Genomic DNA, 15,203 nt, shown 5'->3' on the forward strand with positions numbered 1-15,203 from the left:
TCTTACCTGTTTTATTTCAGCCAGAACGACAAAAACAAAATTGCAACCGTGAAAGAAAATGGGGATTGTATTTCTATTCTGACGTATTAAAAAAATTGAATATCCTTAGATCATATATCAACAAAAAGAAAAAGTGTTGTTTTAAGATGTAAATCTTATTGAAAAGTGATGATCAGGCCGCTCCGCGAGGAGGGGCCTGGTTTTTTTGGTATGTATATGTCTCTTAAGTATTTTCGATTACTAGATAAAACACTCAAAAAGCAGATTACCGACAACTTATTGCTCTGAAATTTGTTATATGAATATAAATACAAAACCTCTATGAAATTTAAATGGGTAGAGATAAAGCTGATAAAAGGGTAATGATCGGGTTACCCTTTTTTCATTAAATACCTACAAATGGCTATTGATGTATGCCAACAAATAGGCTTACTTTATCCGTTGTTTCTATACGTGTATTATTCAATAAAATAATGACCTATGAAAAGAATTGTTTTGCTTCGACATGGCGAGAGTACCTGGAATAAAGAGAATCGTTTTACCGGCTGGACAGATGTGGATCTTACGGAAAAAGGGATCGAGGAGGCTATACGTGCCGGCGCATTGATGAAAAAAGAGGGGTTTGCGTTTAGTAAAGCATACACTTCTTATCTGAAACGGGCGGTTAAAACATTAGACAATGTGTTGGATCAGTTGGATCAGGACTGGATCCCGGTAGAAAAAAACTGGCGGCTGAATGAGAAACATTATGGCGACTTACAAGGATTGAATAAAAGCGAGACTGCCGAAAAATATGGAGATGAACAAGTATTGGTCTGGCGCCGGAGTTTTGATGTCGCACCCCATCCGTTGGGAGAAGAGGATCCGAGGAATCCCCGTTTTGAGGCCAGGTATGCGGAGGTTTCGGATCACGAACTACCACGTACTGAATCTTTGAAAGATACGATAGAGCGGATATTGCCCTACTGGAAAGAAGTTATCTTCCCGAATCTACAGACGGCAGATGAATTGTTGGTGGTTGCCCACGGAAATAGTTTGCGGGGAATCATTAAACATTTAAAACAGATCCCTGATCAGGATATTGTCCACTTGAATTTACCGACGGCAGTCCCTTATGTGTTTGAATTTGATGAACGTTTTAATCTGATAAAAGATTATTTCCTGGGTGACCCGGATGAGATTAAAAAATTAATGGAAGCTGTCGCCAACCAAGGAAAGAAGAAGTGACAGTTAATAGACTAAAAAGAAAACCCAGGTGCGAATAGCGACCTGGGTTTTCTTTTATCGGTATAATGTCGTTTCAGTCCGGCTTATGCTCTTCCCCGTAACATTCCGTAGAAATACATCGGTTTGAGTATATAGACCTTTAATAACCAGGCCAGCCACTGTTCTTTTGAGGTATCCAATATTTGGAAAGGGAATGAAGTGTCCGGCTCTTTATTGTAGTCGAATTCACACAGGATGACATGTCCGTAATCGGTCACGATCGGGCAAGCGGCATACCCGTTGTATTTTTCCTGTGGGGCTTTCCCTTCCATTAAGGCAATCAGGTTTTTTGCTGCAACAGGAACCTGCATACGTATAGCCGCTGAGGTTTTACTGGTAGGCACCCCGGCAACATCACCCAAAGAGATTATATTGGAGTAAGTGGGATGAACCAAAGTCTCTTTATCGACCATCACCCACCCATCAATAGCCAGGCTGCCTTCCTGCCAACTCAGACCCGATTCGAATACAAAGTCGGGAGCAGACATCGGTGGTGTAAAATGCAGAAAATCATACTCACGGCTGAATGGCTCGATAATGAGTTCATCCCCTTTCGTTTCCCGTTTTTCAAAATAAGCCCGTTTGGCCAAGGTATCTACCCCTTTCAACCGGACGTTTAAATGGATAGGCACATTCCGTTCTTCGTAGATTTCCAATAAACGGGGGGTATAATAAGGGACATCGTACAGCTGTTTGGATGCGGTAAAGAAATCGAGCGAGACCTTTTCGCGTGTTTTTTGTTTGCGGGTATAATCCTCCGTCAACAGACAGATCTTCTTAGGTGCTCCACCACATTTATGTTTGGTGTAGGTATCTGTATAAAGTCCTTGTCCGCCTGTTTCCGAAAAAGCCTGTATCGCTTTCCATGTTTTCTGTGCACCCTCAAAGTCATAGATACAATGTGCGTTCCCTTCTCCCAACCGGTTATAATCGATCCCTTCGACTTTATGCCAGTTGATCTGCAATCCGGGGGTGAGTACCAAAAAATCGTAAGGAACGATCGTATTGTCGGAAGTCACCACCTTGTTGGCGGCCGGATCAAGCGCCTTTACGGTATCTTTGATCCATTTAACCCCTTTAGGGATATACGTTTTCTGTTCTTTCCATACTTCATCCGGCTGATAAACGCCTGAAGCGATGAGCGTAAATCCCGGTTGATAATATTGGCGATCGGAGGGATCTATTAAAGTAATGTCGGGATCATCCAGCCAGCGATTCAAACGAGCAGCCATACTCAGACCGGCCGCTCCGCCCCCGATAATCACAATACGCCCTTTTGCTTTACTTGAAAATGCTTTTGCTTCGTGAACTCCTGTGAAAGAAAGAATGCCTGCTGCCGACATGAGTTTAAAGAATTGTCTCCGGTTAATTTCTCCTCGTTCTAATTTGTTTACATACTGTTTCAGTTGATTGATCATGTTCTTTTGTTTAGTCTAAAGATTTTTGTCGTTCTTATTTATTCGGATGACAAATTTACATAAAAATGGTGATTTATGGGTGTGCTTTAACAAAAAAATTGGGATAAGGGGCTTGATTACAAACTGTCAATTTGAGCAACTTGTCAATTTACCCCCTCCGAGAATCGTCTATTTGAATCATAGCGTGAAGCAGTCAGAAAAAACGACAAGGATTTGACGTTTATTTTTTAATGACCACTTGATTTTCATTCGCTAATGTCTATTTTAGTGAGATGAAAAAAATGGCCATTCCGGGAAAAATCAGCCGGTTTCCGATCCCTTTTTTCGACTGTTTTAGGCTCTTAAAATAATGATGCTGATGATTTGTTTGAACTATTTAGATGTCTCTTCAAGGTTATCTGCATCATTTAAAAAATTACCTGGATAAAATGGGCGGGTGAACCAGAACAAAATGTACAAAAATGCCTGTCTTTTGCCCAAAAAGCCCGGAAATACTCTCTGGTTGACTAAAAACAGCCAAAGTGTGCGTTAGCTAAAAATGTGATTTTAGCCGTTTATGTTACAATACGATTGTTTTATTGAACAAAATGACAAAACCGAAACTCCTCGAATTTTCCGGTTTATTCGGATGTTTTTCAGATCAGACTTCATGTTGGAACAATAAAAAAACCGGAATATACATTATGTGTACATTCCGGTTTTGTATGAAATACTTTTATTTCTGTTTTATCCTAAGAAAGAAATCAGTACCCCTGCAGCAACTGCCGAGCCGATAACTCCTGAGATGTTACTGGCCATACAGTATTGAAGGACATGGTTCTTCGGATCGTGTTTAAGTGCAATTTCGTTGGCAACACGTGAAGCCATAGGGACTGCACTGAGGCCCGTTGCGCCAATCAGCGGATTGATTTTCTTTTTGGTAAACAGGTTCACCAGTTTTACCATAAAGATTCCTCCGGAGATAGATAATGCAAAGGCCAGGAACCCCCCGACGATGATGCCTATTGTTGTCCAGTTCAGGAATGCCTCAGCTGTCATGGTTGCGCCTACGCATAATCCTAAGAATACGGTAGCCGTATTCATAATACTGTTTGAAATTGTGTCGAATAAACGGAAAACGGAAGAACCGACCTCTTTAATCAGGTTCCCGAACATCAACATACCAATCAAAGGAACAGCACTCGGAACGAACAATGCAACAACGATTGTGACAGCTATCGGGAAAATAATTTTAAGCACCGTCATGTTCTTGATTTCAGTGTCAGAGGGGAATTTCTTTTCCTGATCTTTCATATTAATCATCAACTCCTTTTTAGAGCAGAACAGATTAACCACTAAAGGAACAATGACCGGCACTAACGCCATATACGAATAAGCAGCAATCGCGATAGGTCCTAACAGATGAGGAGCCAGTTTGATCGTGGTGAATATAGCCGTTGGTCCGTCAGCACCTCCGATAATACCCAGTGAAGCAGCTTCTTGCGGGGTGAATCCCATTAGAATAGCAGCGAGCAATACCGTAAAGATTCCTAATTGTGCTGCGGCTCCGAAAATCGATAAGCGAAGGTTACGCAACATCGGTCCGAAATCGGTTAAGGCACCTACTCCCATAAAGATGACAGGTGGCAAAAATCCGGTCTTGATCAGCATATAATAGAGGAAGTTCATAATCCCCATCTCATGTGCAATATCATGCAGCGGCATTTCCCAGATATTCCGGGTCACTCCATGTATGTTGATCAACCCATTCTCATCGGCTTGAATTACTCCCATCTCGCCTCCCGGAAAATTCGCAAGTAAAACTCCGAAAGCAATGGGGATCAATAACAACGGTTCGTATTGTTTCTTTATACCCAGATAAAGCAACAGCAGGGCAAGCACATACATGATCAAGAACTGCGGTTCAGCAATAATATTGCTGAACGCAGTCATATCATATAGTTTGGCAAATATATCTCCCATTATTGTATGGTCATTAATACGTCATCTTCAGATACCGAGTCTCCGGAAGCGGGTAATATCGCCGTGATTGTTCCGCTAAATTCTGAACGTACAGCGTTGTAGGTCTTCATCGCTTCGATATAACAAAGCAAATCACCTTCTTTTACCACGTCGCCCACTTTCAATGGGGTCTCAGAGGCATTTTTCACCATAAAGAATTTCCCTTCGAGTGGAGATAAGACCTCTTGTCCGGCTCCGGGTGCCGCTGCTGGAGCCGCTGCCGGTTGAGCGGGGGCTTGGGCTGGTGAAGCCGGAGCAGTTGTTGCTGCATCACCAAAAGCAACAGTAACACGATACGGTTGACCGTTTACATCTACATTCATCACCTGTGGCGTTGTCGGTAAGCCAATAACCGCAGGAGCAGAAGCAGCTTCTTGAACCGGCTGGCCGGCTTTCGCTTTTTCGGCTTTACGGGTGGCCACATCTGCAACGAATTCTACTTTTGCTTTTCCCGAACGATACGCTTCGTATTGAGCCGGGTGCATTGCATATTCAAACAGTTCTTCATCATCTTCACCTGTTTCCCACTGTTTTTCATTCATCAACTTGCGATATTTATCCAGTGCATCCGGATAGTTATCCTGTGGGTTACCTGTAAAGAATTCGCGACCTTCTGCTTTGGCCTTTTCAATAATTTCAGGGGCCAATGGGCCGGGCAGTCTTCCTGCTTTTCCTAATATCATATCCCAGATATCATCAGCAATCATACTCCAGCGCGCTTTTCCTTTTTCCATTTGCATCACATTCATTAAAGCCAGATTTTTCACATACTGACTGAATGGAGTAACCAATGGGGGATAACCAATGCGTGGCCATACATAAGCTACTTCGTCGAACAACTTGATCAATAATTGATCTTGCGACATCAACGGCTTATTATTTTTTATGTTATTTTTATTGATAGTCTCCAGATTCTTTTCCAAATCGGCCATCAAACTTCCCATCATACCGCCAGGTAGTCCCGGACCAATAAGCAAGGAGTTCATCAAACGATTTTTCGGACTGATATACAAGCCTAAGAAATCATCCATATCTTCCTGGATCATGGAACGTACCTTCATATAGGCTTCCATATTGATCTCCGGAACTTTATAACCAGCGTCTTTCAACATGGCCTGTACGGTGAGCAGGTCGGCATGACCGGTTCCCCAGGATAACGGTTCCATACCCACATCGATATAGTCGCAACCGGCATTACATACTTCCAGAATAGAAGCTACGTTGAAACCCGGTCCGGCATGACTGTGATATTGGATAGGTATCTCAGGATGTTTTTCTTTGATGTTTTTAACAATCTGACCCAATGAATACGGACGTCCGATACCTGCCATATCTTTGATACAGATTTCGTCGGCACCGAGTTCAATTAATTCCAAGGCCATCTTAGTATAATACTCTACTGTATGGATCGGAGAGTGGGTAATACTCAAGGCGCATTGCGAAATCATTCCTGCCGCCTTGGCATATTTGATCGACGGAGCAATGTTGCGGATATCATTCAATCCACAGAATGTACGTGCGATATCTGTTCCTTGTGCTTTTTTTACTTTATAGAATAATTGACGAACATCGTCGGGCACCGGACTCATGCGTAATCCATTGAGTGCACGGTCTAACATATGTGTTTGTATGCCTGCTTCGTGGAAAGGTTTTGTCCATTCGCGAACAGCTTTATTGGGATTTTCTCCAAAAAGTAAATTTACTTGCTCAAATCCCCCGCCGTTTGTCTCAACGCGAGCAAAACAACCCATCTCTATAATTGCGGGAGCAACCCTGGTTAGTTGGTCTACGCGTGGAACATATTTTCCGGCAGATTGCCACATGTCTCTATAGACCAAACTGAATTTGATTTCTCTTTTCATGTTATTAAATTAAATATATCTAATTGTTTATTTCTTTTCAATCTTTGTTACTTTCCCTTGTCCTCCTGTCAGAAAACTTACAGCAGAAATAATAGCGGCTGCCTCCTGGTGGGGTACTGTTCCGGCTGGCGCAATCGTTTTGGCTTGAACCGGCGCCTGTTTCTTCACAACAGCCTCTTCCGGTGCATATTTATTTACTGCAACAATAAGTCCTTTCCCAAGGTAAATAACTATTAAAAGAATTGCAAATACAGTAGTCATACCGACTACCATGAGTAAAAGTCCTGTCTCGATGTTTTCCATATATTACTTCAATTGTGAGGAGCTAAAACAGAATATACGTTTGAATTGGTACAATTTTAGCCAAATTAAAAACAGTCGCAAACTTACTTATTTCTACCTATTCATCCTAATGACTAGCTATTAAAAAAATAAAAAAAACGAAGAAGTTGTTAACAAAATATTTTTGTTTGAAAGGGAAAGACGGTGTTTTATGACAAATCTCAATCAAAAGCATCTGCAAAACAAAAAACTATCATATTTGCAGTTTTTTAACCCATTTTTTACTAATAAAGGCATTATCTTAAGTCGAATCACTCCGAAAATTGACCCGTTGCTTACACAATGTCACGTCTTATCAAGAAAACACTTTGCACAAATCAAGGCGTAAAAAAGAGCATTTTTCAAGGGAAGAAGTCGTAAAAGTGAAAAATATGTTTCAAAAATACATTGTTATATAAATTTTTCATTATTTTTGCAAACAAACAACAAATACTAAGTGATAAGACAAGCCGCATGAATTGTTGAAGTTGATCAGTGTAAATCTCAATTAACGCATTATTCTAAATCTTTTTCGCCACCTATATATAATAATGTCTGACTTAATTGAAACGGAGCCAAATTCGAAGCGTCATCACTTACTTCAAAGCTTAATATTAGTATTGTATAATTATTGTAAAACAAAAAATGTGTCTATGAAAAGGTTGACTTATCTTTTATTATGCTTTTTTATAAGCATAGGAGTCGCAACAGCCCAGACGACAAAAGTGACAGGTAGTGTTACTTCTGCCGATGATGGGGAACCTGTTATTGGAGCATCTATTGTAGTGAAAGGCACTACGGTAGGTACAGTTACAACATTCGATGGAACATTCTCTCTGGATGTCCCACAAAATGCCAGCACGTTAGTGATTTCCTATATCGGAATGATCGCGCAAGAATTGCCCGTCAGTCCGAATATGCGTGTCGTGTTACGTTCGGATACACAAGCGCTGGACGAAGTGGTGGTGACTGCTATGGGAATTTCCCGCGAAAAGAAATCATTAGGATATGCTTTGCAGGAAGTTAAATCAGACGAGATAACAAAGGCCGGACAAATGAATGTGGCAACATCTTTGTCGGGGAAAGTAGCCGGACTTCAAATCACCTCTCAAGGAGGTCAAGTTGGAGCTTCTGCAAATATAGTTATTCGTGGTAACTCTTCTTTTGGAAATAATGAACCTTTAATTGTTGTAGATGGAGTTCCTATTATCAATGATAATCCAACTGGAGCTACTGCAAACTTAGGATCTGGATTGAATGATATCAACCCGAACGATATCGAATCTATTTCTGTGTTGAAAGGGGGGTCAGCTGCCCTTTATGGTATGCGTGCTGGTAATGGAGTTATCTTGATCACAACAAAACAAGGAAGAAAGGACAAAGGAGTAGTTGTTTCTTATGATGGAGATTTTACCTTTGATAAAGTATATGGTCTGCCTAAGTTTCAAGATAAATATGGACAGGGATATTATGGTTCAGAATTTGATTGGAAAAATGGACGATATAGCGACTTAAGCTATCAAGATTTCGCATCACAACATGGTTATGGCTATGTGGATGGAAAAGGGAGTGGTGTAAATGATAATGCAGATGAATCATGGGGACCACGGTTAGATATTGGTTTGCAATTGCCTCAATTCAATAGTCCAGTTGTTGATGGAGTACGTCAAGCAACTCCATGGGTATCTAACCCGAACAATATCAAAGACTTTTTTGAAACAGGACATTCAACAAGTCATACTATAGGTGTTTCTTCTACATCTGAAAATGCAGTAACTCGTGCTTCTATTTCTTACCGAAATCAAGAAGGAACGACTCCAAATACTGATCAAACAAGATATGGAGCATCTATTAATTCGCAGTTTAAAATAAATAAGTATTTTGATTTTGATGTGTCTGCTAATTATATCCGTACAACCAGTGATAATTTACCTGGTACAGGATATAATGCCACCAACGCTCTTCAGTCACTGATGCAGTGGTTTGGTCGCCAGGTTAACATGAAAGACCTAAAAAGCAACTGGGATCAGAGAGATGCTTCTGGACAATATACACATTATAATTGGCAGGGAGAATATGCCTCAAATCCGTATTGGATTTTGAATAAAAACACAACTCAACTGAAACGCGATCGTGTATATGGAAAAGCATCTTTGTGGTATAAACCAACCGATTGGTTAAAATTTGAAGGACGTTTAGGTCTTGATCATAATAATAACAATCAGCTTTCAGTTAGATCATGGGATACTGACTATCCTCAAGGATATTTCCGTGATTTTAATCGTCGCACGACAGAGATTAATGCAGACTTCATTGCTTATTTTAATAAACAAGTAGAAGATTTCAACATCAACGCATTGGCTGGAGCTAATTACCGTGATTATGATTATCAAATCAGTGGAATAGGAGGAGATAATTTAACAGTTCCTGAATTATATACGGTTGCAAATGTTATTGGTATGCCATATACACATATGGATCATCAACTTCGCCGTTCTAATTCAGTTTATGCAAATGCCTCTATTGGTTGGAAAAATCAATTGTATGTTGACGTTAGTGTTCGTAATGACTGGGATTCAACTATTGAAGATTCGTTCTTCTATCCATCATTTAGTGGTAGCTGGATTCTTACTGAAACATTACCAAGCATAACCGATAGCGGTTGGTTAAATTTCATGAAAATACGTGGAGGTTGGGCGAAAATTGGTTCTGCCACAGTGCCTTACAGAAGCGGAAATTATTATGAGACTGAGACTTCTCCTAAATCTATGTTTGGAACAACGCTTTACAGAAATCCTACAGTTTATCCTCCTACAGGCTTACGTCCTGAAATGGTGAAAACTTGGGAAGTTGGTGTGGAAGCAAGCTTTATTCAAAACCGTTTGCGTTTAGATGCTGCTTACTACCAAAAAACAACTACTGATCAGATTATGGAAGCAAATATTGCCTCTCCAACAGGGTATACTTCAATGGTAATTAATGCTGGAGAAATCAGCAATAAAGGGCTGGAAGTTCAATTGACTGCAGACATATTCAAAAACCCGAAAGGATTTAATTGGACAGCGACATTGAACTGGTCGAAAGACAAGAGCAAAATTATAGAACTTTATACTGATCCTGTTACTGGACAGTCTTTGGAAGCGTATAGATTCTATTTCAATGGATTTAATGCCAGTACATATGCAATGAAAGGTGAAACTTGGGGAAGTATTGTAGGAACAGGTTATACCTATAATGATGATGGTTCTATTTTAGTTAAAGATGGTATGCCTGTCGCAAAATCATCACAGGTAGTAGGTGATGTGACTCCTGACTGGTTAGCTGGTTTGCATAATGAATTTACTTATAAAGAGTGGACAGTTGGTTTCTTACTTGACTTCCGTAAAGGAGGTGATATTTATTCACTCTCTCAAGGATTTGGTTCTTACACAGGTATTTATGATTATACTGCTGCAGGCGATATTCGTGAAAATGGTGTGATTGTAGGTAAAAATGTATTAACAGATAAAGTCTTTAAAGATGCAGATGGAAATATCAATGATGTAGTAGTAAATGCTGAAGACTTTTTCGGTAATTACTATTCAATTGTTGAAATGGCTGTTATGGACGGTTCTTACTTAAAATTGCGTGAAGCATATATTACATATACTTTCCCAAAATCTCTTTTGGCTAAGACTAAATATATTAGCGGAGCTCGTGTTTCTTTGATTGGAACAAATTTAGCTTTGTTGTGGACGCATAAGTCTAATCTGATCAATTTGGATCCGGAATCAACTCGTGCTTCAGGTAATGATGGTGTTGGTATGGAATCAAATTCCTATCCTCCTTCTCGTAGTATCGGACTTAAGGTAGGTCTTACATTCTAACTAATGTCTAATGATAAAGAAAGTATTACATATGAAAAAATATATATTTAAAGCAGTTGTAGCACTGACTATATGTACATCCGTGCTAATTTCAGGCTGTACCGATTCTTTTGATGATATCAACAAAGATCCGGACAGGCCTGCTGAAGTTCCGACTGAGAACTTGTTTGCTTGGTGCCTATGGCACATCTCTTACCGTTTTTATGATCGTTGGTATATGCTGGATGAGCCTGCCAGTTTTGCAGGTTATGTCGCTAAAATGAGTTATATCGACGAAGCAAGGTATCAATTCCGTCCAAATATCCAAGACAATAGTATTAACTATACATACCGTGCTTTAAATAACTTGCGAAACGTTCAACGGGATGGAGAAGAAAACAGTCTTAGCAATTTTACTTATGCTGCAAAAATCTTGGAAGTGAAGGTTATGCAAATGGCAACAGATCGCTGGCGTGACATCCCTTATTCTGATGCAGTTAAACTGCCGGAGGGGGTAGTTGCTCCGACATATGACAAGCAAGAAGATATCTATCCAGCTTTACTTGCACTTGCAAAAGAAGTTGCTGATGGTTTAGCTGAAGGTGGCGAAGGTGATATTAGTTCCGGAGATCTTTTATTTCATGGCGACATGAAAAAATGGCAAAAATTCTGTAACTCATTACGTCTGCGTATGGCTATTCGTATCTCAGAGGTTAGTCCGGCATTAGCTAAACAAACCGTAGAAGAGATTTTGGGTAACCCGGGTAAATATCCGGTTATGGAAACGAATAGTGACAATGCGTTTTTCTGGTGGGATGGAGATGACTCTAATGTATATGAACCTATAGGAAATGCTTACCGTACTCGTAAAACGGAATTTTGTGCACCTGATTTATTAGTTGATCATATGTTGGATCGTGAAGACCCACGTATTAGTGTCTATTTTACACCTACTCCAAGTAGTTCTATTGAAGGTGACCCAGATTATAATGATGGGAAACCTTTATATAGAGGATATATCATTGGTGCAGGATCGAATCCAGCTGCAAAGAATTATTCTGTTTGGGGATATAGATATGGTCAAGACTTAGGAGGTTTTTCTCCTTATATGCGTGCCGCTGAAGTTTACTTCCATATAGCAGAAGCTGCTATGTTAGGTTATAACACAGGAGGTATTTCTGCAGAGGATGCTTATACAAAAGCTCTCTCTCTTTCTTTAGAGGAAAATGAAGTTGATGCTGCTGATGCTGCGGCTTACATTGCTGGAGCAGGTAAATTTGCAGGAACAAAACAGCAGATCTGGTATGAGGAATGGGTAGCATTGTTTAAACAAGGTATGGAAGGTTGGTCATTATATCGTCGTACAGGCGTTCCAGAAAACCATTATATCGCTCCTGGACGTGCCACTAAATATTCCGAACACAATGTACCTCCTTTCCGTTCACCTTATCCGGATACAGAACGGAATTTGAACGGTGCAAACAATGCCCCATTTAATGCAGAAGTTGTAGATGATTTTTGGGGTAAACAAATGTGGTGGGATACTCGTACAGGCGTTTATTGATTGATTAGTCAAATAAAAGTATAAACAAGTACTGTATTACTTCTGAAACATTGAGGGTGTGTCAATATCTTAATCTTAGTATTGACGCACCCTCTTTTTATATTCGCCTATCTCGCAAACGATATTCGCCTCAATGAGGATTGATCAATAAAGATCTCATCCAACTAAATTGAGGTCTTAAATCAAAATATACGCAGCTTTATCAAGCGGCCTACTAGAATCAAACTATTCTATGACCGGATATTTCCGCTTGGCTTCTGCGCGTGAACAGGCATTAAAATGCCACCATTCATAGAGTATCGTTGTGAAACCAGCCTGTCGCATGATTTGACGAAGAAACCGGCGGTTATCATATTCGTGGGAGGTTATTTGGCCTGATTGCAGAAGTTCTTCTTCTTTATTGATATGTGCCTCGGGACCAAAATGATCGATAGCCGAACCCATAGGTAAAGCAACGCCATCTTTATCTACAATGGAGACATCGACAGCCATACCGTAATTATGAAGTCCCCCTCCGTTTGCTGGGTTACTGACATAATTCGTTTTACTGGTTCCTTTGACCAAATTCCACATCTGCTGTTGTACCGACATGGGGCGGGCAGCGTCATAGACAATAATTGAGTGATCAGGGAATTTTTCTTTTAATAGTTTTTGCGCTTTTAGAAGTTTTTCTGCTGCTTCCGGCCGCAGCCAGATCTTTGTTAAACCGGTATAAACCGCTTTTCCGAAGATATTATCCGGATAGGCATACATCATATGTAGGTGAATGGTCGGATCTTTCTGCAACACATCCACATATCCTCTCTCCTCTAAAATACGATCCCATTGTTGCCCGTACAGCTGATGTGAGAAAAGGAGAACTAAAACAACTAAACAATACCGCAATCGATTCATATTACGCATCAATGGTTATTTGTTCTACATGAATTGGCTCATCAAGAAAAACTGAAGCGGCATCCGAGAACTTCTCGGCTGATTCAGTCGTCAGAAAACGGCAACTGCCTGTATGGGTCAACCTGTTTTCCATTTCCGGGTGACGTAACAGATAATCTTTTAAACGATCTGCCACATATTCACCTTGTGATATTAATTTGACCTGTTCAGGTATATATTTTTTTATTTTATCCAGCAGTAAGGGGTAATGGGTACAAGCTAAAATCAAGGTGTCGATATCAGCATCTTGCGTAAAAAGCCGATCCAGGTGTTTACGGATAAAATAATCGGCGCCGGGTGAGTCGTATTCCCGGTTTTCCACTAATGGCACCCACATCGGACAAGCTTCCTCTGTCACCTGTATGTGCGGAAACATTTTTGCCACCTCAATGGTATACGATTCCGACGAAATCGTTCCGCTCGTTCCTAACACACCTATATGTTTGGATCGGCTGAGTTGATCCAATACTTCCACGGTCGGACGGATGACCCCCAAAACCCGGTTGAATGGATTGAGATGGGGGAGATCTCTCATTTGTATCGTGCGCAGCGCTTTGGCAGAAGCCGTATTACAGGCCAGGATTACTAACGGACATCCCTCTTGGAAAAGATGAAAAACGGCTTGTCGTGTAAATTTATAAACAACCTCAAACGAGCGATTCCCATATGGAGAACGAGCATTATCACCCAGATAGATATAATCGTATGCAGGCATTTGTTCACGAATTTTTTCAAAAACGGTTAATCCGCCATATCCCGAATCAAAGATACCGATAGGTGCCACTTTATGTTTGTTTCGCTTATCCATATATATAACAAAGGATGTCTTTATCTAAAGACATCCTTACATTTTATATATTTACTTTCGATTAAATACCAAGTTTTGTTTTTACAAATGAGGTTGCGTCAATTGCACTGCTAGGGTTGACATAAAGGAAAACTTGCGGATCAAAAATGTAAGTATATCCTTTTTCTTCACCTACCTGCTTGATGGCATTCATCACCTTCTGCTGAATCGGCTGCAATAATTCCTGTTGTTTTTTAGGAACTTCCTGTTGAGCTTGCTGATATAGATTCTGGATACGAGTTTCGATATCCTGCACTTCCTGCATTCTTCTCAAACGGATGTTTTCTGTCAAAGAATCCTGTTGAGCAATGAAGTCGGAATATTTCTTATTATACTCTTCCTGCATTCTTTCGAGTTCTTTCCGGTATTCTTCATTAAAATCCGTTAACTTTTTCTCCACTTCGTCCATTTCAGGCATCGCATTGTAGAGCTCAGAGACATTTACATATGCAAGCTTGATATCCTGAGCAAAAAGCCCTAATGGCAACATTGCAACCAATAAAATAATCAGTTTCTTCATCATTTATCTATTATTTGTTATAAAATTCGTTTTACTTTTCTGTCAAAAGTGCACAAATGTAAACAATTATTTTGAATATCCCAGTTTTGTAAGCACTTCATTACTAATGTCTATCCGGGGAGATGCAAAAATAATACTCATTGCCGAAGCGCGATCCAAGATCAATTGATACCCTTTATCGTCGGAAATCTCTTTGACAGCATTATAAATCTCATCCTGAATTGGCTTCATCAGACTTTCACGACGTTTATATAATTCTCCTTCCGGACCAAAGTATTGGCGCTTTACATCCTGCGCTTCCTGTTCTTTTTTGATGATCTCCTCTTCCCGTTTCGATTTCATCTCTGCAGACAAAAACACCAAGTCGCTTTGATAACTTTTATACATGGTCTGAGCCTCCTGTTGAATCGCCTCTACCTCATTTTGCCATCTTTGCGACAATTGGCTGAGTTGTTCATTGGTCATTTCATAAGCCGGAATATTTTTTAAAATATATTCCATGTCTATCAATGCAAACTTTTGCGCTGTTCCTGCAAAAGTGCATAATACCATCAGACTGCATAATGTGATAAATCTTTTCATACGCTTTATGTTTAAATTCTATCTTATGACTACAAATATAAGTC

11 protein-coding genes are annotated in these 15,203 nt (G+C 40.1%); 3 read left to right on the forward strand and 8 right to left on the reverse strand.

Annotated features, from left to right (window positions below):
* The first annotated feature begins 480 nt into the window (after positions 1 to 480).
* On the forward strand, positions 481 to 1,227 hold the full coding sequence (gpmA, locus tag M2135_RS03270) for a 2,3-diphosphoglycerate-dependent phosphoglycerate mutase (protein WP_280747167.1): 747 nt from the start codon (positions 481 to 483) through the stop codon (positions 1,225 to 1,227).
* 83 nt (positions 1,228 to 1,310) lie between these two features.
* Here the strand turns inward: gpmA and M2135_RS03275 are convergent, their stop codons facing one another.
* The 4 genes from M2135_RS03275 to M2135_RS03290 all read right to left on the reverse strand — a co-directional run bounded on the left by M2135_RS03275 (position 1,311) and on the right by M2135_RS03290 (position 6,850).
* Positions 1,311 to 2,684 (reverse strand): FAD/NAD(P)-binding oxidoreductase, encoded by a 1,374-nt coding sequence (locus tag M2135_RS03275; protein WP_280747168.1) that lies wholly within the window; start codon positions 2,682 to 2,684, stop codon positions 1,311 to 1,313.
* A gap of 726 nt (positions 2,685 to 3,410) precedes the next feature.
* Positions 3,411 to 4,646, reverse strand: coding sequence for a sodium ion-translocating decarboxylase subunit beta (locus tag M2135_RS03280; RefSeq protein WP_280747169.1), 1,236 nt, complete (start codon positions 4,644 to 4,646; stop codon positions 3,411 to 3,413).
* Positions 4,646 to 6,547, reverse strand: a complete 1,902-nt coding sequence (locus tag M2135_RS03285; protein WP_280747170.1) for a biotin/lipoyl-containing protein — start codon at positions 6,545 to 6,547, stop codon at positions 4,646 to 4,648. Before M2135_RS03285 ends, M2135_RS03280 begins: the two co-directional genes overlap by 1 nt.
* 27 nt (positions 6,548 to 6,574) lie before the next feature.
* On the reverse strand, positions 6,575 to 6,850 hold the full coding sequence (locus M2135_RS03290) for an OadG family protein (protein WP_280747171.1): 276 nt from the start codon (positions 6,848 to 6,850) through the stop codon (positions 6,575 to 6,577).
* A 671-nt stretch (positions 6,851 to 7,521) separates the two neighbouring features.
* Here M2135_RS03290 and M2135_RS03295 point away from each other — a divergent pair.
* On the forward strand, positions 7,522 to 10,734 hold the full coding sequence (locus tag M2135_RS03295; protein ID WP_280747172.1) for a SusC/RagA family TonB-linked outer membrane protein: 3,213 nt from the start codon (positions 7,522 to 7,524) through the stop codon (positions 10,732 to 10,734).
* Between the two features lie 82 nt (positions 10,735 to 10,816).
* On the forward strand, positions 10,817 to 12,277 hold the full coding sequence (locus M2135_RS03300) for a SusD/RagB family nutrient-binding outer membrane lipoprotein (protein ID WP_280747173.1): 1,461 nt from the start codon (positions 10,817 to 10,819) through the stop codon (positions 12,275 to 12,277).
* 225 nt (positions 12,278 to 12,502) lie between these two features.
* Here M2135_RS03300 and M2135_RS03305 read toward each other — a convergent pair whose 3' ends face one another.
* The 4 genes from M2135_RS03305 to M2135_RS03320 all read right to left on the reverse strand — a co-directional run bounded on the left by M2135_RS03305 (position 12,503) and on the right by M2135_RS03320 (position 15,159).
* Positions 12,503 to 13,180 carry a M15 family metallopeptidase gene (locus M2135_RS03305; protein WP_280747174.1) on the reverse strand — a complete coding sequence of 226 codons (678 nt, stop codon included), beginning with the start codon at positions 13,178 to 13,180 and terminating at the stop codon, positions 12,503 to 12,505.
* Positions 13,173 to 14,018: a glutamate racemase gene (gene murI / locus M2135_RS03310; RefSeq protein ID WP_280747175.1), complete on the reverse strand. Its 846-nt coding sequence runs from the start codon at positions 14,016 to 14,018 to the stop codon at positions 13,173 to 13,175. The genes M2135_RS03305 and murI overlap by 8 nt, the downstream gene beginning before the upstream one ends.
* 61 nt (positions 14,019 to 14,079) lie before the next feature.
* A complete protein-coding gene (locus tag M2135_RS03315) occupies positions 14,080 to 14,577 on the reverse strand; it encodes an OmpH family outer membrane protein (RefSeq protein ID WP_348537102.1) in 498 nt (165 codons plus the stop codon).
* 66 nt (positions 14,578 to 14,643) lie between these two features.
* Positions 14,644 to 15,159, reverse strand: coding sequence for an OmpH family outer membrane protein (locus M2135_RS03320; RefSeq protein WP_280747177.1), 516 nt, complete (start codon positions 15,157 to 15,159; stop codon positions 14,644 to 14,646).
* Positions 15,160 to 15,203: the final 44 nt, after the last annotated feature.

The sequence above is a fragment of the Parabacteroides sp. PF5-9 genome (genome assembly GCF_029893105.1).
In the GTDB taxonomy this organism is placed as follows: Bacteria; Bacteroidota; Bacteroidia; order Bacteroidales; family Tannerellaceae; genus JARXWG01.